General features: G+C 63.9%; 15 protein-coding genes. 12 read left to right on the top strand and 3 right to left on the bottom strand.

Annotated elements, in window-relative coordinates; genetic code table 11:
- Positions 1-222: 222 nt before the first annotated feature.
- Positions 223-1,110: a LysR family transcriptional regulator gene (locus tag AB6809_RS31685; RefSeq protein ID WP_029970501.1), complete on the bottom strand. Its 888-nt coding sequence runs from the start codon at positions 1,108-1,110 to the stop codon at positions 223-225.
- 94 nt (positions 1,111-1,204) lie between these two features.
- On the opposite strand from AB6809_RS31685, the gene AB6809_RS31680 reads away from it, so the two are divergent.
- From AB6809_RS31680 to AB6809_RS31645, 8 genes are all read left to right on the top strand, one after another.
- The gene (locus AB6809_RS31680) at positions 1,205-2,743 is read left to right on the top strand and encodes an MFS transporter (RefSeq protein WP_029970500.1); all 1,539 of its coding nucleotides are present in this window, start codon (positions 1,205-1,207) and stop codon (positions 2,741-2,743) included.
- 277 nt (positions 2,744-3,020) lie between these two features.
- Positions 3,021-3,749 (top strand): response regulator transcription factor, encoded by a 729-nt coding sequence (locus tag AB6809_RS31675; RefSeq protein WP_081653053.1) that lies wholly within the window; start codon positions 3,021-3,023, stop codon positions 3,747-3,749.
- Between the two features lie 136 nt (positions 3,750-3,885).
- A complete protein-coding gene (locus AB6809_RS31670; protein ID WP_006047997.1) occupies positions 3,886-4,575 on the top strand; it encodes a response regulator transcription factor in 690 nt (229 codons plus the stop codon).
- 119 nt (positions 4,576-4,694) lie between these two features.
- Positions 4,695-5,339, top strand: coding sequence for a response regulator transcription factor (locus AB6809_RS31665; protein ID WP_006047996.1), 645 nt, complete (start codon positions 4,695-4,697; stop codon positions 5,337-5,339).
- Between the two features lie 240 nt (positions 5,340-5,579).
- On the top strand, positions 5,580-6,326 hold the full coding sequence (gene aqpZ, locus AB6809_RS31660; RefSeq protein ID WP_029970498.1) for an aquaporin Z: 747 nt from the start codon (positions 5,580-5,582) through the stop codon (positions 6,324-6,326).
- A gap of 29 nt (positions 6,327-6,355) precedes the next feature.
- Positions 6,356-10,807 carry an ATP-binding protein gene (locus tag AB6809_RS31655; RefSeq protein WP_371028023.1) on the top strand — a complete coding sequence of 1,484 codons (4,452 nt, stop codon included), beginning with the start codon at positions 6,356-6,358 and terminating at the stop codon, positions 10,805-10,807.
- Positions 10,808-11,086: 279 nt separating this feature from the next.
- Complete coding sequence (locus AB6809_RS31650) at positions 11,087-11,521, top strand: CHRD domain-containing protein (RefSeq protein ID WP_006047993.1); 435 nt, start codon at positions 11,087-11,089, stop codon at positions 11,519-11,521.
- Positions 11,522-11,644: 123 nt separating this feature from the next.
- Positions 11,645-12,610 carry an alpha/beta hydrolase gene (locus AB6809_RS31645; RefSeq protein WP_371028020.1) on the top strand — a complete coding sequence of 322 codons (966 nt, stop codon included), beginning with the start codon at positions 11,645-11,647 and terminating at the stop codon, positions 12,608-12,610.
- Here AB6809_RS31645 and AB6809_RS31640 read toward each other — a convergent pair.
- Complete coding sequence (locus AB6809_RS31640) at positions 12,580-13,422, bottom strand: EcsC family protein (protein WP_006047991.1); 843 nt, start codon at positions 13,420-13,422, stop codon at positions 12,580-12,582. The genes AB6809_RS31645 and AB6809_RS31640 overlap by 31 nt on opposite strands.
- 138 nt (positions 13,423-13,560) lie before the next feature.
- Between AB6809_RS31640 and AB6809_RS31635 the strand changes: the two genes are divergently transcribed.
- Entirely contained in the window at positions 13,561-15,156 is a 1,596-nt protein-coding gene (locus AB6809_RS31635; RefSeq protein WP_310029913.1) for an MDR family MFS transporter, read from the top strand.
- 29 nt (positions 15,157-15,185) lie between these two features.
- Positions 15,186-15,677 carry a MarR family winged helix-turn-helix transcriptional regulator gene (locus AB6809_RS31630; RefSeq protein WP_006047989.1) on the top strand — a complete coding sequence of 164 codons (492 nt, stop codon included), beginning with the start codon at positions 15,186-15,188 and terminating at the stop codon, positions 15,675-15,677.
- A 59-nt stretch (positions 15,678-15,736) separates the two neighbouring features.
- On the opposite strand, the gene AB6809_RS31625 is transcribed toward AB6809_RS31630, so the two are convergent.
- Complete coding sequence (locus AB6809_RS31625; protein WP_006047988.1) at positions 15,737-17,014, bottom strand: amino acid deaminase; 1,278 nt, start codon at positions 17,012-17,014, stop codon at positions 15,737-15,739.
- 112 nt (positions 17,015-17,126) lie between these two features.
- Between AB6809_RS31625 and AB6809_RS31620 the strand changes: the two genes are divergently transcribed.
- Together AB6809_RS31620 and AB6809_RS31615 are read left to right on the top strand one after the other, a co-directional pair.
- Positions 17,127-18,017 carry a MurR/RpiR family transcriptional regulator gene (locus AB6809_RS31620; protein WP_029970495.1) on the top strand — a complete coding sequence of 297 codons (891 nt, stop codon included), beginning with the start codon at positions 17,127-17,129 and terminating at the stop codon, positions 18,015-18,017.
- A gap of 3 nt (positions 18,018-18,020) precedes the next feature.
- A complete protein-coding gene (locus AB6809_RS31615) occupies positions 18,021-19,502 on the top strand; it encodes an amidohydrolase family protein (RefSeq protein WP_029970494.1) in 1,482 nt (493 codons plus the stop codon).
- The last annotated feature ends 76 nt before the right edge of the window (positions 19,503-19,578 follow it).

Raw genomic sequence — 19,578 nt, 5'->3', positions numbered from 1 at the left:
GACAGCACAGACTGCGAAGGGAAGCTTATTCTGGACAATAAAGTTGATTCGCCATTGCGATGCAATTGCTTGATTCAAATCAAGCAAGCGCGTGTATGTGCCGAAGACGGCGGCTCGTTGATTCGTCTCTGACCATCATAGATGCGCTTCAAAGCGCTTTCAATGCTTCAATTCGCACTGCACGCAAATTCCACAGCGGGCGAATGTGACAGTCCGATGTGCTTAACTGAAGAGCCGCATCAACGCTAGGCGCGCATTGCTCACGCGTTCGCTTTCGCCAATTCGGCCCGGCAATAGATGGAATTCGACGGCAGGCAATGCGGGCAAGCCGATGCCGGGCGGGCACGCGATCACGCCCGCGCCAATCGACGATTCGTTCAGGCACGAGATGCCGAGCCCCGCCTTTAACGCGAGCTGCAATCCGGCCACGCCCGAAGCCGAGTGGGACACCACATAGGGCACCTTGTTTTCGTCGAGCAGTTTGACGACGAAGCGCTGCAACTGGCAACTCGACGGCAGCAGCACCAGTTGATACGGCGAGGCGGGGCGCGGACTCGCATCGGCGGCGCTGACCCACAGCAGCTTCTCACGCCTGACCACGGTGCTTTGTGCAGCGCCGCGCCGGACGCCCGCTCGCGAGTTGCCGGTGACGAGCCGCAATGAGAGGCCGATGTCGAACGAGGCGTCGTCGGCGGCGTGGCTGTCGATCACGGCGCTCGGCAAGACGGTGACATGCAGCTTCAGACGCGGATGCTGCTCGGAAAACGTCTTGAGGATGCGGGCGATGTCGTGCGGGCGGTAATAGTCGGTGATCGCGATGCGCAATTCGCCGTCGAGCGAGCGGCCTTGCAGGTCTTCGAACGCCGCTTCGCTCATTGCGATGATGCGCCGCGCGTGTTCGAGCAGGCGGCTGCCCGCAGGCGTCGCGCTCACGCCTTGCTTGCTGCGTACGAAGAGCGGCTGGCCGACGCGTTCCTCGAGTTTTTTCAGTTGCTCGCTAACCGACGATTGCGACAGGAAAACGCGCTCCGCCCCTGCCGACACGCTGCCCGATTCCGCGACGGCGACGAAGGTGCGCAGTTGCGTCAGGTCGAATCCGCGCTGGCTCATGTTTCGTTTGTTCCGATGGATGGCATCTGTATTTCCGGCTTTTCCGATGGAAGCCGTCGCCGTAGCATACCTCCGAAATCATCGCGGAGGAATCATGGCAAACGGATTATCGGCAAGCGGCTTGGTCATCGGCGGACGTGCGGCGAGCCATAAATGGAAGGTGCTGGGCGTCGGTTTCGCGGCGAACGCGAGCTTTTCGGCGGCTTTCTCGGGCATTCCTACGACGGCTGTTTATTTGCGCTCGGGTTATCACCTCGGCAACGAGGGACTCGGCCTCGTCCTTGGCATGCTCGGTTTGGGCATCGCGGTCAGCGAACTGCCGTGGGGGCTCTTGACGGACCGCTGGGGCGACCGTCGCGTGCTGTTGCTGGGACTGTTGTCCACTGCGGCGGCGCTCGCCGGCCTTGCGCTCTTCGCGGCGCCGTTCGGCTCGCATGTGCCTCACGTCACGACGCTGGCGGTCGGCTTGCTGCTGGTCGGCCTGCTCGGCGGCAGCGTCAACGGATCGAGCGGCCGCGCGGTGATGGCGTGGTTTCGTGAAGGCGAGCGCGGACTGGCCATGAGCATTCGTCAAACGGCGGTGCCGGCGGGCGGTGGACTTGGCGCGCTGCTGTTGCCGGCGCTGGCGTCGAGGTTCGGCTTCGTGAGCGTTTATGCGGTGCTGGCGCTGGGTTGCGCGATAACGGCGGGGTTCGCATGGCGATGGCTGCATGAACCGGCGCATGTTGTGGACGGCGATGCGGGCGCGGCGTATGGAGGCGCGGCGCATCGTGCGAGGACAGAGGATGCGGCAGAGGCTGCGGGCGATGCGAATGGTCAGCGTGCCGTAGACGCGGTGGGTATCGTACGTGCTGACGGTGCCGCGCAAGGTGCGCGTGCGGTGCGTGGCGAAAGCGCCGTACGAGCAGCCGATGCGGCGGGCGGCGGACGTGCCGTGCATGCCAACACCAACGGCGCCAAGGTCAACCTCGCCAAGGCCAACGTCGCCAACACCAGCCAAGCCAAAACCCCCTCGCCGCTGCGCGAAATCGGCATCTGGCGCGTCGCGCTCGGAGCGGGCGCGCTTTGCGTGCCGCAGCTTGCCGTCGTCACGTTCGGAACCGTGTTTCTGCATGACTTCGGTCACGCCGACGTGCTGACGATCAGCGTGGCGATGGCGGCGGTGCAGGCCGGCGCGGCGATCGCGCGCGTCTGCAGCGGCAGGTGGACGGATCGGCACGGCAATCGGCGCGCCTACATGCGCGGCTGCAGTCTGCTCACGGCCGTACTGTTCGCCGCGCTTGCCCTCGCGACCGGCGTCGCCGGCATGCAGCACGTCGCGCTCACGCCGGTCACGATGATCCTCGCGTCAATGATCGTGCTCGGCGGCGTGAGCGCGTCCGCATGGCACGGCGTCGCGTTCACCGAGCTCGCGACGCTCGCCGGCACGAACCGCGCAGGTACTGCGCTCGCGATCGGCAATACCTGCGTTTTCCTCACGTTTTTTCTGACGCCGCTTGCGATTCCGCCGCTGCTCTCGCTCGGATCGTGGCCGATGGTGTGGGCGGTCGCGAGTGTGAGCGCGTTGCTCGCGCTGCCGGTTTTCCCGCGCGCTGCGCGCATGGATTCGGCGCGCGTGACGCAAACCTGTTGACGTGGGTTAAGAATTTTCACACAGCGTATTTCCATTTCGCGCGACGTTTATCTGGACGCCGCACAAGCCGGTGTGCAAGACGGTGTTAATGGCGCCTGGTTTGCGCGCCAATCTCCCCCGCGTAGACCTTCGCGAATTATTCACTTTGGGTATTTAAGCCTTTGGCGGTTCGATTCACTACAGGATTAGGAGCGCTCCGATTTTAGTTTTGCGCGGGGTGGTGATTTTATGGTCGTGCCGCGCGCTCACATTCAAATGTGTCCGCGGCGGGACACGCGTGGAGCGTCTTAATCTGTTCTGCGTATCTGATAACTATTCCTACATTCAGCGCGAGAAAATCCTAGTGAACATTCGAATTGTTCTTGCCGACGATCATCCGTTCGTTCTGCTTGGTGTCAGAAGCATGCTTGAGACGCGTGCCGGCGTCGCGATCGTCGGGCAGGCTGGCAGTCCCACGACATTGATCGAACTGCTGCGGCGCACGCCGTGCGACGTGCTGGTTACGGATCTGTCGATGCCCGATCCCGCCGGCCTCATCGAAGACGAATTGCACCTCATCCGCCATATCCAGGCCGAGTGGCCGGGCCTGCGCATCGTCGTCATGTCGACGACAACCAACCCTGCGCTTCTCCACGCGCTTGCAGCGGACGGCGCTGTTAGCTTGCTAAGCAAGAGCGAGTCGACGCGCGAACTGTGGCGCGCGATCGACGAACCTGCAAGCGGCGCGCGATATATCGGAAGTTCGATTGCGAGACTTCTCGCAAGACCGGAGACGGGTTGCGATCGGAAGATGGCGCTTCCGCTGTCGGGAATGCAGACGACGGTCGTCAGGATGTTCGTGGAAGGCCACTCAATTGCGGAAATTGCCGCTGCTCTCGGATGTCATCGCCGCACTGTTATTCGGCGAAAGCGTGAAGCAATGACAAAACTTGGCGTTACTAACGATCCTGGTTTATTCTCGTGCATCAGGTCCAGCGAAATTCTTAAGATTGGATCGCATAGCTAAGCAATTAATCGATCCGGTTTTTGAAGTTGTTTCGGACCGATCTTATGTTTAAGGCCATCGTAATGCTTGATGATCAAGCGGGACCGGTTGCGCGGGACACGGTGACGGGAGTCAGAACATGGAGAAGAGGTAGACGATGGGCGACACCGCTGCAATAAGCACACCGGTCCGGGCGATCATCGCGGACGATCATCCGCTCGTCCTGCTGGCGATCGAAAATCTGATAGGCGGCTACCCGAGCATGGAGGTCGTCGGCCGCGCGGCCGACGCGACCGAGCTCTTTGCCGAGGTCGACCGCACAGGCTGTGACCTCGTGCTCATGGATCTGTACATGCCAGGCGGCGCAGACGGCAGCGGAGTCGAGGCCGTGCGGCAGTTCAGGAGGCGCTATCCTGACGTCGCGCTCATCGTGCTCACCATGGAGACCGAGGCCGCAGCGCTGCAAAGCGTGATCTCGCTCGGCGTGGACGCGCTTATCAGCAAGCGCGACCGTATCGATCTGATCCACGTGGCAATCGTCACGGCGCTCGCGGGCGAATGCTATCTGGGACCGGCGGTGCGCACGCTCATTACCAAGGCAGCGGCGATGCAGCGGCTCGACTTCGTGCGCTCGGTGTTGTCGCGGCGCGAGCTGGAAGTATTCACTCAGTACGCGTCGGGGCTCGGCGTCACCGAAATTGCGGGCCGGCTCGGGCGCAGCGTCAAGACGATCAGCGCTCAGAAATGTACGGCCATGCGCAAGCTTTCGTTAAATAGCGACGCGGAACTGTTCCGGTTCGCGGTCGAGCATGGCGTGGTGTCGGAGACGCACACCGAAGGCCGTTAGCGCACCGATAGCTACAAGTGAACGTCGCGCCGGGCCGGCGCGGCGAACAAAAAATGGATTGGCGTTGCCTGGGGAAGTACATCTCGTATTGGGCAGCCAGTCGATAAGTCAAGAAAACAATGACAGACAAAATCCGCGTTATCGTGGCGGACGACCACGACTGTGTTCGCGTCGGCGTGACGCGGTTGCTGCAGGCCACATCGAAAATCGAGATCGTCGGGCAGGCGGCCGACACGCAGGGACTCGCCGAATTGCTCGACATCTGCGAGTGCGACGTCGTTATATCCGACATCGGCATGCCCGGACTGGACGGCGGGAGCAACGCCGTGTCGTTCCTGCGCCGCGTGTTGCGAGGGCGCGCGCATCCGCCTGTCGTCGTCCTCACCATGATTTGCCACGCGCATATGCTGTCAGGGCTGTTACACCTCGGCGTCAGCGCAATAGTGGACAAGCGCGACACGACAGCAGCGTTGATCGACGCGATCCGTGCAGCAATGTCGGGCGGCGTCTATCTGTCGGATCGAGTGCGCAATGTATTGGAGATCAGCGAGACGCCTCCGCAACTACGTGCCAGCGTTCTCAGCGCGCGCGAATGGGAAGTATTTCAGCTCTATACGCAAGGTCTCGCTGTGCACGAAATCGCGAAGCGTCTCGAGCGCAGCGGAAAAACCATTAGCACTCAGAAGCGCACCGCCATGCGCAAGCTGGGTCTCGAGACTGAATCCGACCTCATCGAGTACGCGCGGCAAATCGGACTGGTCTAGGCGACCTGCTGACGCCATGCCCCTATACCGACATCTCGCGGTCCTGAAATTAGGACTCTTCTGATTGGTAGACGCGCCTCGCCGCTACATAGTTGCGAATTAGCTTCGGCCTTTGCTGACGTTAGCCTCATAGAAGCAGTTATTTCTCGAGGCTAGACCGCTCAAAGCCGGGAACTTGAGGCGGGTGTGCTGCAGAAATTTCGCGGCGCCTTCCGCCTTGCATCGCGACAGGAGGGCGGCATGGCCGTGCTAGGTAAGCGGTTGTTGGTCGAGGGCGTAGGTACTGCATGGCTTGTTTTCGTCGGCTGCGGCAGTATTGTGTTGAACACCGGCGCCGTTCAGCAGGGGTACGGCGTACTCGAGGTCTCACTCGCGTTCGGCCTCGCGCTCGCCACGGCCAGCTACTGGTTCGGCGGGACGTCGGGCGCGCATTTCAATCCCGCAGTCACGGTCGGTTTCACGGCCGCGCAACGGTTCCCCGTCAAAGACTTGCTGCCCTACATCGCCGCGCAGATTCTCGGCGCAGTCGCGGCCGCTGCGCTCCTCGTCTATGTGGCGAACGGCCGCCCCGGCTTTGAAATGGGCGCGAGCGAATTCGCGGCCAATGGTTTTGGCGACCATTCTCCTTCGGACTACAAACTGCACTCCGCGCTCGCGATCGAATTCGTGCTGTCGTTCGCGTTCGTCATGGTGAGCCTCTTCGTGGCCACGCGATACAAGGCGGAGGTGGCCGGGCCCGTGGTCCTCGGCGGATGTCTGGCGCTCATCTATCTGGTGTCGATCCCGGTTACTAACGGCTCGGTGAACCCGGCGTGCTCCACGGCGCAGGCGCTTTTCGTCGGCGACTGGGCGCTCGACCAGTTGTGGCTCTTCTGGGCGGCGCCCATGTCGGGCGGGGTCGTGGCGGGCTTTGTGTTCTCGGTCCTGTCCGGCAGATCCGAGCAGTCTGCCGCTGCGCTTGCCGATCGGCAGAGCGAAGCCGCTTGAGTCGCGCCGTGTCTCTGAAATTCACCGCGATGGGCTTCGAAAGGGCCGCGATAGCGCGCGTATTCCGGCGCGTCTGCCTATGTCTCGTGGGACTGGCTCTCTTTGCCGCTGCGCAATCGGCAGCGGTCGCGGAGTCGTTTGGGGATTCCGCTTCGGTGCGGACGGTTGAAGCTTTTCCGCAGAAAATTACCGTCGGCGTGCTCGCGGACAACTGGTTGCCGTTCGACGCGCTGCAGGACGGCCGGCTGACCGGATTGAGCGTCGACTATCTGCGTGCGCTGGTCGGGCCGAACGTCGTGATCGAGGCCAAGGCGTTTCCCGACATGCCGCAACTGCTCGCCGCAGCCTGCGCGGGGGAAGTTGATCTATTGATGAGCGTCGCCCGCACTCCCGAGCGCGAGCGATGCCTCAGTTTCACGGCGCCGTATTTTCGCGCGTCGACATCGGCGGTGGTCCGCAGGGACGGTGAACTGTACGAAGGCCCCGCGCGCGTCGCGGCAGCGTCCATCGCGATCGAGAAAGGCTTTGCGCTCGAGCGCTCTTTGCGCGAACGCTTTCCGCGCGCCCAGATCAGCGCTTTTACGTCGACGCACGCGGCGCTCGCCGCGGTTGCTAGCGGCGATGCAGATGTCTACATGGGCTTCACGCCGGCCATCCAATATGCACTCGCCACCGACGAGTTCCGCAATCTGCGTGTCGCGTTCGGGGAAACCAGCCGGAGCGCGGAACTGCGGTTCGGTGTGCCGCGCAACCAGGTTGCATTGCGCGACCGGCTCAATCGTGCGTTGGCATCCATGAGTCAGGCCGACGATACGGCGATTCGCGTTCACTGGCTCTCGGGCAATTTCGACGCGAAACCCGAATCCGCCACGTCTCGCCTGGAACTGACGCAGCAGGAGCAGGCCTGGCTGCGGTCGCTGCCGCCGTTGCAAGTCGGCTTCGACAGCAGTTGGCCGCCGTTCAGCTATATCGACGCATCCGGGCATCCGGCCGGCATTACCGCCGACTATCTCGCCTACCTGAGCCGCACGCTCGGCGTGGTATTCAACCGCGCGCGGCAGCCCGACTGGCCGAGCACGATCGACGCATTCCAGCGCGGCGAACTGGCCATTCTCACCACGGGCTCAAGCAACGATCCGCGCCTCCAGAAGGCGCGGCACACCCGTGCATACGAAAGCTATCCGCTCGTGATGGTCGGTCGCGACGACGAGCCCGCCGCACGTTCGCTCGGCGATTTTGCCGCGCGGCGCGTCGTGGTGTCGTCGCATGTCGCGGGGGCGGGTCTGCTCGCGTTCCAACGCATCCCGAAGGACCACCTGGCCATCGCGCCAAGCCTCGACGAAGCGTTGCGCATGGTCGCTTCTGGCGAAGCGGACGTCGTCGTGGAAAATGTGGCTGCCGTGGACACGGTGCTCAAGCGGCAATACTCGGGCGTGCTAAAGATTCTGGGCACGGTCGGCGAGTCGGACGCCCTCGATTTCGCCGTGCGCCCGGACCTGAGTCCGCTCGCCGGGCTGATCGACCGTGCATTGCTGGCCATGCCGCCTGCCGAGAGGCAGCGCATCCGGCAGAAATGGGTGACCGGCAACGCACCGGCAACGGGTACGTGGAGCGTGACTGCCGTGCGCCTCTTGCCTGTGCTGATCGGCATCGGTGTCGCGTTGCTGGTCACGTTGCGCGCTTATCTGCTCCTTCAGCGCGAAGTCAGGCGCCGCAAGCAAACCGAGCAGGAGCTCGCGTTGCAACTGAACTTCCAGGAAACCATGATGAAGATGGTTCCCTATCCGCTCGTCGCGCAGGATCTGCAAGGTCGCTACATCGCCGTCAACGGTGCGTACGAAGCGGCATGCGGGCGAGGCCGCGAGGCAGTTCTCGGACGCACCACGATGGACGTTCAGACGTGGGGCGAAGCCAACAGCGATGTGCTGGAGAAAATGAGGCTCGACCTGCTGCAAGGCGGCGACATGGCCCAGGTCGAGCTTCAGTTCGAGCGCGGCCCCGGCGATTTGCGGCACGGCCTGTTCTGGACCAGCATCTGCCGCGGCAATGACGGTCAGCCGGTCTGTTCGCTCGGCACCATGGTCGACATCACCGACATCCGGCGTGCCGAAATGCGCGCGCGCGACACCGAGCGGCGGCTATTCGATGTCACCCGTTCGTTGCCAGCGGTGGTGTTCCAATTGCGCCGCGCGGCGGACGGCGCCTATTCGTTTCCCTACATCGGCGGTGCGCCAAAACTTCTGCTTGGCGAAAGCGGAATAAGGCAGACATGCCTCGAACATGCCGACTTCGCGCGCATTTGCGACGAAGACCGGCCAGTGGTGCTTGCGGAACTCGAACGTTCGGCGCGTCTTGAAACGCCGGTGCTCGTCGAGTTTCGTCTTGGACGCGAACACGAGTTCAAATGGACGCGCGCCGAACTGGTGCCGCGCCGCGAAGCGGACGGGGGCGTCGTATGGAGCGGCTACTGGGTGGACGCGAGCATCGAACACGCGCGTGCCGAGGAACTCGCCCGGGCGCGCGACCTGGCGGAAGCCGCTTCGCGCGCCAAAGACGACTTCTTCGCGATGATGAGCCACGAAATCCGCACGCCGATGAATGGCGTGCTCGGGCTCGTGGAGGTGCTGGAGCGCACGCCGCTCAACTCCGACCAGGGCGAAATGCTGGGCATGATTCACGAGTCGGCGGGCGCGCTGCTGCAAATCCTCGACGATCTGCTCGATTACTCGAAGATCGAGGCCGGCCGCCTGACGATCGAAGCGGAGCCCATCGATCTGCGTGAAATGGTCGACAACGCCGTGGGGCTGCTCGCCGGCCGCGCGCACGAGAAGGGCCTGAAAGTCCGGGTGAACATTGCATCTGACGTCGCGGCCACGCTGCGAGGCGACAGCGTGAGACTGCGGCAGGTGCTTTTCAATCTGCTCGGCAACGCAATCAAGTTCACGCCCGAAGGTCACGTGGACGTGCGCGTGGCGGCGGTTGCGCAGACTGGCGAGCTTCAGACAATCGAAGTCATCGTCGAAGATACCGGTATCGGCATCCCGGCGGAACTGCAGGCGAAACTGTTCGAGCCGTTTGTACAGGCCGAGTCGTCCACTACGCGCCGCTTCGGCGGAACCGGCCTCGGCTTGACGATTTGCCGCAAGCTGATCCAACTGATGGACGGCTCGCTGGCGCTAGACAGCGAACCCGGCCGCGGCACCCGCATGACCGTGCGGCTCAGCATGCCGGTCGAGACGCAGCGCTATTCGGTGAGCGGCTTGCGCGGCAAGCGCTGTCTCGTCGCGACCAACGACGCGCGAGTCGGCCAGGCGCTCGTCCACTTCGGGCAAGCGCTGGGGCTCGACCTGTACCACATTCCGGCAGACGCCGAGGATTTGCGTTGCAGCGCGACGCTACGCGACGTCGACTTATTGTTCGTGAGCGAGGACCTGACGCTGCCCGCCAACGTCACGCACAAGCTGCGCGTGATCTCGCTGACGGAGAAGGCCAAGCCCACGGGCTACCGCATTCTCGAAGACGCCAACGTGCGCCTGAGCATCAACCCCATATCATGGCGCGGGCTCGGTGCGGCGTGCGCGGCGGTCATGACGGGACTTCAGTCCGCGCCGACGCCGTCGGCTGGTGCGTCGGCAGCGCGCGAAGGCATCACCGCGCCGCCGGACCGCGAGCGGGCTATGGCGAGCGGCCGCCTGATTCTCGTCGCTGAAGATCATCCGGTGAATCAGGAGTTGATTCGCCATCAACTGGCGCTGCTTGGTTTTGCGTGCGACGTCGCGAACGACGGCGCGGAAGCGCTAACCGCGCTCGAACACACCAGTTATGGATGCCTGATCACCGACTGTCATATGCCGAACGTGTCCGGTTATGAATTGACGCAGCGCATTCGGGAAAGAGAGCAGGAGCATGGCGTTTCGCATCGTCTGCCGATTCTGGGCGTCACCGCGAACACGGCGCCCGAAGACCTCAACCTGTGCCGCGAGGCGGGCATGGACGAGAGCCTCATCAAGCCGACACGCCTCGCCACGCTCCGTGAATATCTGAGCCGCTGGTTCGGCATTGACAGCGCGTGGCAGGCGGCTCCGGCCGAAACCGCTGACGCCACGGATCTTGCCGGGGCCTCAGCAACCGCCGCCGAGCCGTTCGTCCCGGTCGATCTCGGTCACATGACGCAATTGTGGGGCAGCGAATCGACGGTCAAGGCTTTGCTCGATTCGTTCGTTTCTTCCGTGCGCGAAGACGTTCGGTCGCTCACGCCGTTGCTCGAGAACGTCGATATGGTTCTCGTGCGCGAGTGGCTTCATCGGGTGATGGGCGCGGCTAGCGTGCTGCAATACCCGCCGCTCATCAGCGCGCTCGACGAATATCGCCACAGCGTCATCAGCGAGCCGAAGCGGGCGCGCCGCGAAGGACTTGCGCTCATCGACAAGTGCAATGCAATGCTGGACGGCATCGAGCAGCAAGCCGCGCTGCTCGCCTGAACGCTTAGACGAAAAAAAACGCGGCCGAAGCCGCGTTAAAGATTTGGAGACATCCCTCGATGAAGGAGTCACTTCTCGCGAGGTCAAAGCATACCAGGGATCGCCCGGATGATTCATTCCATAATCTGCAAATAACTGTTCGGGAAAATCGCAACAAGCGTCGAGCCGCTCATTTGCTGCGTCCACTCCCACCATCGACGCCCTCCGGCGATTTGCACTAGTATGTGATGGCTTCGCGCGGCCGTGGCGCCGGCGCGGTGCATTTCGTCGGAGAAGACCATGAATACGCTAAAAAAACTCAATATCGCGATGGCTTTGTGGGCGGCAATGGCGGGCGCCGCGTTTGCGGACACCGTTGCGCTGAAGGCAGACCTCGAACCTTCCAGCGAAGTGCCACCGCGTGTGAGTCACGGTCACGGCGCGCTGAACGCAACCTTCGACACGTCGACGAAATCTCTCCAATGGACCGTCACCTATGAAGGGCTCAGCGGCCCCGTCACGGCCGCGCATTTCCACGGTCCCGCGCCGGTTGGGCAGAACGCGAAAGTGCAGGTTCCCATCGACAAAAGCGCGGTAGCAAGTCCGATGAAAGGCTCGGCGGCCCTCAGCGAACAGCAGGTGACCGACCTGATGGCCGGCCAGTGGTACTTCAACATTCACACCGCGCAGAACCCGATGGGTGAAATTCGCGGGCAAGTGCTGCCTGCCAACTAGCGCGCGGTACTGCGTAGCACGGTCGGATCGGCGGATGCGCCTTCACGATTAGAAGCCCCCATCCACCGACGCAGCGGACAACGCACGTACCATGGCGGGACATTTCCGAAGGAGCGTGTCCCGATGAGCTGGCAAAGCGCACTCGCGTGCTGGTTTTTGCGCAGGCAATTTCGCCCTCAAACCCTGAAACCGCATATCGACGTCCACAAGGCGCGCGCGTTGACGGCGAAGCGCGTGTGGTCGCCCGACGTGCCGCGCGGCTGGCGTCTGCGTGAACTCGATGGCGCGGACGGCAAACCGCTGCGCGGCGAATGGATCGAGCCCGCAGCGGACCAACCCGCAGCCGGCGCGCAAGCCACAGTGCTCTACTGCCACGGCGGCGGCTATTACTTCTGCTCGCCGCGGACGCATCGCTCGATCGTGTTCGGTCTCGCCACGCGTGCGAATGCACGGGTCTTTTCGCTCGATTACCGCCTCGCGCCGGAGCACCGCTTCCCGGCCGCACTCGACGATGCGACCGCCGCCTACCGTCAATTGATCGCCGACGGCACAGCGCCGGAGTCGATCGTGATTGCAGGCGATTCGGCCGGCGGCGGCCTCGCGCTCGCGGCGCTGGTCGCGCTGCGCGACGCGGGCGATCCGCTGCCCGCCGGCGCACTGCTGTTCTCGCCGTGGACGGATCTCGCGGCAACCGGCGCGAGCATCGTCGATAACGACGGCGCGGACCCGATGTTCAGCGGCCCGGCAATCTCGCGGGCGGCCAAGATCTATCTCGGCGAGATGCCCGCCACGCATCCGTATGCGTCACCGCTCTACGCGGACCTGCGCGGCTTGCCGCCGCTTTTCACGATGGCGGGCAGCACCGAAGTCCTGCTCGACGACCCGCGGCGCGTCGCCGCGAATGCGCGCGCGGCGGGTGTCGATTGCGAACTCGAGGTGTGGAAAAAGATGCCGCACGTGTGGCCGCTCTTCGCGCCATTCGTGCCCGAGGCGAACCGCGCGCTCGATCGCGCAGCCGCCTTCGTGACGCGCGCGACACGCCACGCCGCCGATGCCGCTCAGGCGCCGAGCGTGACGTCGATAGTCTGATACGCGGCTTTCACCGTCGGCTCGCCGTATTGCCGTTCGAGCCGACGCACGGTGAAGTGGCCGTGCGCGACCTGCTGGAAGTGGTCGATGAAAACCGTGTTGACCATTGCGCCGAGCACCGCGCCGATCGCCGGAATGGACTTCGCGGCGATCTGTTCGCTCACCTGCACGGAGAAGCGCGCGGCGATCGTATTGACGAGGCGCAGCAAGGCGGCCGAGCCGTGCGTGGTGAATCCCTTTGTCGCGATTTCTGACGACGCCTTCGACACCGCCTGTGCCAGCGCGCCGCGCATGATGAAGTAGCCGAAGTCGGCGTCGTCGTCAGCCGTGGATGTGCCGCCCATGCCCAACACCGTCAGACATTGGAGCTGCGTGTCGATCGAGGTCAGATCCTCGCCCTCGCTGCGCGCAATGTCGCAAATCGAGCGGAACATCAGCGTGGTCGTGACCGGCAATTCGACGGGCAGTGCAAAGAGGCCAAATGCGCCGCCGGCCGCGCCGGTCGTGGCCACCGCGAACTTGTGCAGCAGATTGCTCGGCTTCTCGGGCGCGAGCAGCGACGACGCGCCGTCGCGCCGGCCCAGCGTGCGCAGCGCAATGGACAGACACTTGCGCAAAGCCAGTTCGGTGGCGTCCGTGACCTTCTCGTTGGCGAACGCGGGCATGCGCGAAAGCAGCTTCTCCAACGGCGCGCCGACGATGCTCGCCAGCTTCATCGCCAGCGCGGGGCTTTCCAGTTCGTGTTTCGCGCGCCGCAGCGCGCTTAGATCTTCTTCCGACAATGATTGTCCTGCGAGCGAACCTGGCTCCATGCGCCTCCCTGGCGTGATGTGATGTGCTTTTTTCCGTCGACGAACGCGCCCATGCCCGCCGTCGACGTCCTGCTTAGAGCAAACATGCGTGGTATGATTCCCTAATCGTTTGACGCGTCAACTGTTGCTCTATCAAAAATGGCTGTCCACACCGCCGCCCACCATTCGAGTGGGCAAGTCTTGCCGTTCCGGGAATCGCTTTTGGCGATGCTCGGCATTTCCTTCGTCACCATGCTGGTCGCGCTGGACCAGACGGTCGTCGGCACCGCGCTGCCTACCATCGTCGCCGAGCTCAAGGGCTTCGAGCTGTACGCGTGGGTGGCCACGTCCTATCTGCTGACCTCGGTGATCACCGTGCCGATCTTCGGGCGCCTCGGCGACTATTACGGACGCAAGCCGTTCGTGATCGCGTCGATCATCGTGTTCACGGCCGCGTCGGTGCTGTGCGGCATGGCGAACAACATGCTGTTTCTCGTGCTCGCGCGCGGCCTGCAAGGCATCGGCGGCGGCATGCTGGTCGGCACCGCGTTCGCCTGCATTCCCGACCTGTTTCCGGACTCGGTCGTGCGCCTGCGCTGGCAGGTGCTGATGAGCTCGGCGTTCGGCATCGCCAATGCGGTCGGGCCGTCGCTGGGCGGCTTCCTCACTCAGTACTACGGCTGGCGCTCGGTTTTCTACGTGAATCTGCCGGTCGGCCTGCTATCGCTCTTTTTCGTCTGGCGCTTTCTGCCGCATCTGCGGCACGTCGAGCATGAAGGCAAGATGCGGCTCGATTGGCCCGGCGCCGCGCTGATCGCGGTGGCGCTCGGCTCGCTGCAGTTGTTCGTCGAATTGCTGCCGAAGCATGGGCTCACGCTCAGCGCGTGTGCGCTGCTCGTGCTGAGCGCCGCTTCGGCGTATGCGCTGTGGCAATGGGAGAAGCGCTGCCCGACGGCGATCCTTCCCGTCGATATGTTCCGCAACCCGAGTCTCGCCGCGCTGTTCACGCTCGCGGTGCTCGGCGGCTTCACGATGTTCTCGCTGCTTTTCTACGCGCCGCTGTTGTTCCAGGGCGGCTTCGGCATGTCGCCGAAGGAAGCGGGCGTCGTTATCACGCCGCTCGTCGTTTTCATCACGATCGGCAGCATCGCGAACGGACGCGTGGTTTCGCGCGTGCGCAATCCGAATCTGATGCTGTACATCGGCTTCGCGCTGATCGCGCTCGCGTGCTTCGGCGTGGTGGTCGCCACGCGGTCGATGCCGCATTGGCTGCTCATGTCGTTCATGGTGCTCGGCGGCCTTGGCCTCGGCTTCGTTATGCCGAACCTCACCATCTTCGCGCAGCAGACGGCCGGCCGCGAGCATCTCGGCATTGCAACCGCGCTGCTGCAATCGCTGCGGATGATCGGCGGCATGATCGGCACCGCGCTGACCGGAACGCTCATCAGCCATATGTACGCGAGCGGCGTGCGCAGTACGCTCGAAAGCGATCGCGCGTCGCAATGGTTCAGCGACCTGGGCGATCCGCAGATCCTCATCAATCACGAGGCGCAAACAACCCTGCTCGGCGAGTTGGCGCAAGCCGGCCATAATGGCGCGATGCTTCTCGAGACCGCGCGCGAAACGCTCGTCTCGGCGATTCACTTTGGTCTCGCGATGGCGGCTGTCGTCGCCGTCGTGTCGGTATGGCAAAGCCGCCGCGTTCCGCCGATCAAGCTCCAGCGCAAGCTCGAGCCGGTGGTCCACGCGGACTGATTTTTCGATTGCAGCTTGATAGAACCATCATGGAAGAACAGGACCGCGTAGCCGTCATGCAGCAATTCGGCCGCACATACCGGGCGTTCATGTCGGCGTTCGAGGCGCAAGTCGGCCACCCGTTGCCGCGCTGGCGCATCATGCTCGCGCTGCATCAGCAGGGGGGCGAGTCGTCGCAGAAGCGGCTTGTGGAGCAATTGCGCGTCGATCCCGGCGCATTGACGCGCCAGTTGAAAGCGCTCGAAGGACTCGGCTGGATTGCGCGCAGCATGGACTCGCGCGACAACCGCGTGACCAATGTGCGCCTGACCGAAGCGGGCCTGTCTGCAACCGAAGCCAGCCTGCCGCGCCGCAACGCGTTTTTGCACGACACGATGGCCGCGCTGCCGGACGACGCGCTGAGCGCGTTGTCCGGCGCGTTGAAGATGCTGGAGGCGAGAATCGGCGAAGTCGTGTCGGCGGCGAATGTTGCACAAACGCCTGTCGAGCTTGCCGCCGAAGCGTCGCGAGCGGAGCGCTGAAGCGCCGCGGCGCCTCAGTGCATCCACTCCACGCCGCGCGCGCCCTCAAACGCAAAAAATCAGAAGAACGTTTCGATCACTTCCGTCACGCGATAAGCCGGATCGACGACCAGCACCTGGCGCCATTTGTCGAACGTCAGACACGGGTGCGAGATGTCGAACGCGATCATGTCGCCCACCTTCAGATCGGCGCCTGCTGGAATCCGCATATACGCGTGCTGATCCATCAAGCCGAAAATCTCCCAGCCTTCGCTCGCGGCGATGTCGCGCGGCGCCTCACTGCCCGGCCTGTAATGGCGCGCCGGCTCCGGCAAGCCTGCGTCGAATGCCGAGTCGCGCTTGCCAAGACCGATGATCGCGCGGTCGGGCTCGGGAATCGACTGCACGTAAGCCCACAATTGCAACGCAGGCAGCAAGCCTTCGCCCATCTTTTTAGCGACCGGATTGCGCGCGAAGATGTCCGTCTGCGCCTTGCGATAAATGCCGACGTCGTGCGTCAGATAACAGCCGGGGCGCAGCACGACCTCGACCTTGCCCGTCTGCGACGCCTTCGAGAATTCCTCCGCGACCACGTCGTACCATGCCGAGCCCGCGCCGGACAGAATCGCCGGCGTACGCTCGAAACGCCCGCCGTCGACGAGCGCGCGCGTAACCGCAACGGCGCTTTGCAGAAACTCGCGCACCTCGTGTTCTTCCTTCAGCACGCCTTCGTACAACTCGACGCCCGCGAGCTTCAGCACGCCCGGATAGCGGCCGATCGCTTCGAGCACCGCATTGCGCTGCGCTTCGTCGCGCACGCCGGTGCGCCCGCCAGGCACGCCAAGTTCGAGCAGCACTTGCAACGGCTTCTTCACCGACGTGAAAAAGCGTCCCAATTGCTCGACGCCTTCCACTGAATCGACGAGGCAAAAGAACTCAAAGTCCGGGTCGCTCAGCAACTCGGCGACCATCATCATGTTGCGGCGCCCGACGAGCTGGTTGGCCATCAACACGCGCGACACGCCGCCGTGATAAGCCGCGCGCACCTGATGCGCGGTGGCGAGCGTGATGCCCCACGCGCCGGTTTCCAATTGACGGCGGAACAGTTGCGGCGCCATCGTCGTCTTGCCGTGCGGCGCGAGCTTGACGCCGTATTCGGCGACGAATGCCTGCATCCATTTCAGGTTGTGCTCGACGCGGTCCGCGTACAGCACGGCGGCCGGCAGGCTCACGTCTTCGTTCAGCAGATTCCACTCGAGACGCCCGGTGTCCGTGAGCTGGATGCTCGCGCCCGGAACCATGCCCAAGCCCTTGCTATAAGGATCAATCGTTGCGCCCTGATAGTTTGTAACTTTCATGTCTCCTGCTCCATCGTCCGGTTAAATTGCATCCAAGTTGACTTTATCATGTTACCGAAAGTACGATGGACGGAGAAATGTTATTTAGTACCACGCCCTTTCACGAGCCGCGATGAACTCCGCCGCCGAACCGCTGACCTTCGACATCGTCGCGCGCATTGCCGAATGCGCGCCCGAGTTGCGTTCGGCCGAGCGCAAGGTGGCCGCGCTGATTCTCGACGATCTGACGGGCGCCTCGCGCGCCAGCATCGGTGCGCTCGCCGAGCAGGCAGAAGTGAGCGTGGCGACGGTCACGCGGTTTGCGAAAGCGGTGGGCTGCCGCGACGTCCGCGAGTTGAAGCTGAGGCTCGCGCAGGCTGCGGCGGTCGGCCAGCGGTTCTTGCAGGCGGGCACGCCTGCTGGCGCGCCCGAGCACATCGCGACGCGCGTGTTCGACGAATTGCAGACGGCGCTTGCGCACAACCATCGATTGCTGCGGCAGGCGCCGTTGGCCGAAGCGGCTGCCGCGCTGCGCGCCGCGCGCATGATCTACGTGTTCGGCATGGGCGGCGGCTCGACCGCGCTCGCGGACGAAATGCGTTTCCGGCTCGTGCGCCTCGGTCGGCCCGTCGCCACGTATCAGGACGGTCTGTTGCAGCGCATGGTCGCGAGCACGGTCTCGCGCGACACGGTGCTGATCGCGCTCTCCACGACCGGCCGCGTGCCGGAGATGGTGGAGAACTGCAAGATCGCGCGCAGCTACGGCGCGACGGTGATCGCGCTCACCGCGCCGGCGTCGCCGCTCGCGAAGCTCGCCGACTGGCTGATCCCGATTGTCGCGTTCGAGACCGACTTCATTTACAAGCCGTCTTCGTCGCGTTACGCGATGATGATGGCGCTCGACGTGCTCGTCACCGAACTGGCCGTCAGTCAGGGCGACGAGAGCCGCGAATTGCTGCGCCGCATGAAGCACGCGCTCGACACGCATCGTGGCGGCGGCGATCGACAACCATTAGGAGACTGATCCATGCACTCGCATCCCGAAGCCGCCGATACGCTGATTGTCGGCGCGCAACTGTATGACGGCACGGGCGCGCCGCCCGTCGAGCGCGACGTGGCCGTGCGCGACGGGCGCATCGTCGCGATCGGCAATCTGTCGAACTGGCTTGCCGAAGACGTGATCGAGGCCGAAGGCCGCGCGCTGGCGCCGGGCTTCATCGACGTTCACACGCACGACGACACGCACGTGATCCGCTCGCCGCAAATGCTGCCGAAGATCACGCAAGGCGTGACGACGGTGATCGTCGGCAATTGCGGCATTAGCGCGTCGCCGGTTGCGCTGAAGGGCGATCCGCCCGATCCGATGAATCTGCTCGGCGAGCGCGACGCGTTCCAGTACCCGACGTTCGCGGACTACGTGAAGGCGGTGAACGCGGCGCGTCCGGCGGTGAATGTCGGCGCTTTGATCGGGCACACGGCGCTGCGCAACAATCAGATGGACCGGCTGGATCGCGCGGCCACGCCGCATGAGATCGAAGGCATGCGTGCGCAGCTCGAAGAGGCGCTCGCGAACGGCGCGCTCGGCCTCAGTTCGGGACTCGCTTACGGTTCCGCGTTTGCCGCGCCGACCGAAGAAGTGATGGCGCTCGCCGAACCGCTCGCCGCCGCGGGCGCGCTTTACACCACGCACATGCGCACCGAGTTCGACGCGATTCTCGACGCAATGGACGAAGCCTATCGCGTCGGCCGTCATGCGCGCGTGCCGGTCATCATTTCGCATCTGAAATGCGCGGGTCCGTCGAACTGGGGACGCAGCGTCGAAGTGCTGAACTCGCTCGAAGGCGCGCGGCGCATGCAGCCGATCGGCTGCGATTGCTATCCGTACAACCGCAGTTCGTCGACGCTCGACCTGAAGCAGGTCACCGGCGACATCGACATTACGATTACGTGGTCGGAGCCGCATCCCGAGATGGCCGGCAAGCTCGTGAAGGAGATTGCCGCCGAGTGGGGCGTCACGCAGCAGGAAGCGGGCAAGCGCCTGCAACCGGCGGGCGCGGTCTATCACAACATGTCCGAGGACGACGTGCGGCGCATCCTCTCGCATCCCGCGACGATGGTCGGCTCCGACGGCTTGCCGAACGATCCGCTGCCGCATCCGCGTTTGTGGGGCGCGTTTCCGCGCGTGCTCGGCCACTATGCGCGCGACGCCGGTTTGCTGCCGCTCGAGGAAGCGGTGCGCAAGATGACGAGCCTGTCCGCGCGACGCTTCGGCCTGGCGCAACGCGGCGAGGTGCATATCGGCTATCACGCCGATCTCGTGCTGTTCGATCCCGCGAAAGTGCGTGACGCGGCTACTTTCGAAAAGCCGCAGCAAGCGGCTGACGGCATCGACGCAGTGTGGGTCAACGGCGCGCTGTCATACCGGAACGGCGAAGTAACGGGCGAACGCGCCGGCCACTTCGTTGCGCGCGGCGCGGCGTCGAAGGGCGACGCTGAAGGCGCATTCTGAGTTATCGAGTAATGGGTTGAGGGGTTGAACGATCTATCGCGGCGCGCGGCACTACGGCCACGCGCGCCGAACTTTC

The sequence above is a fragment of the Paraburkholderia sp. RCC_158 genome, assembly GCF_041355255.1.
Classification (GTDB): domain Bacteria; phylum Pseudomonadota; class Gammaproteobacteria; order Burkholderiales; family Burkholderiaceae; genus Paraburkholderia; species Paraburkholderia graminis.
Note: the sequence above shows the minus strand (reverse complement) of the source record. Positions and strands in the feature narration are given on the sequence as shown.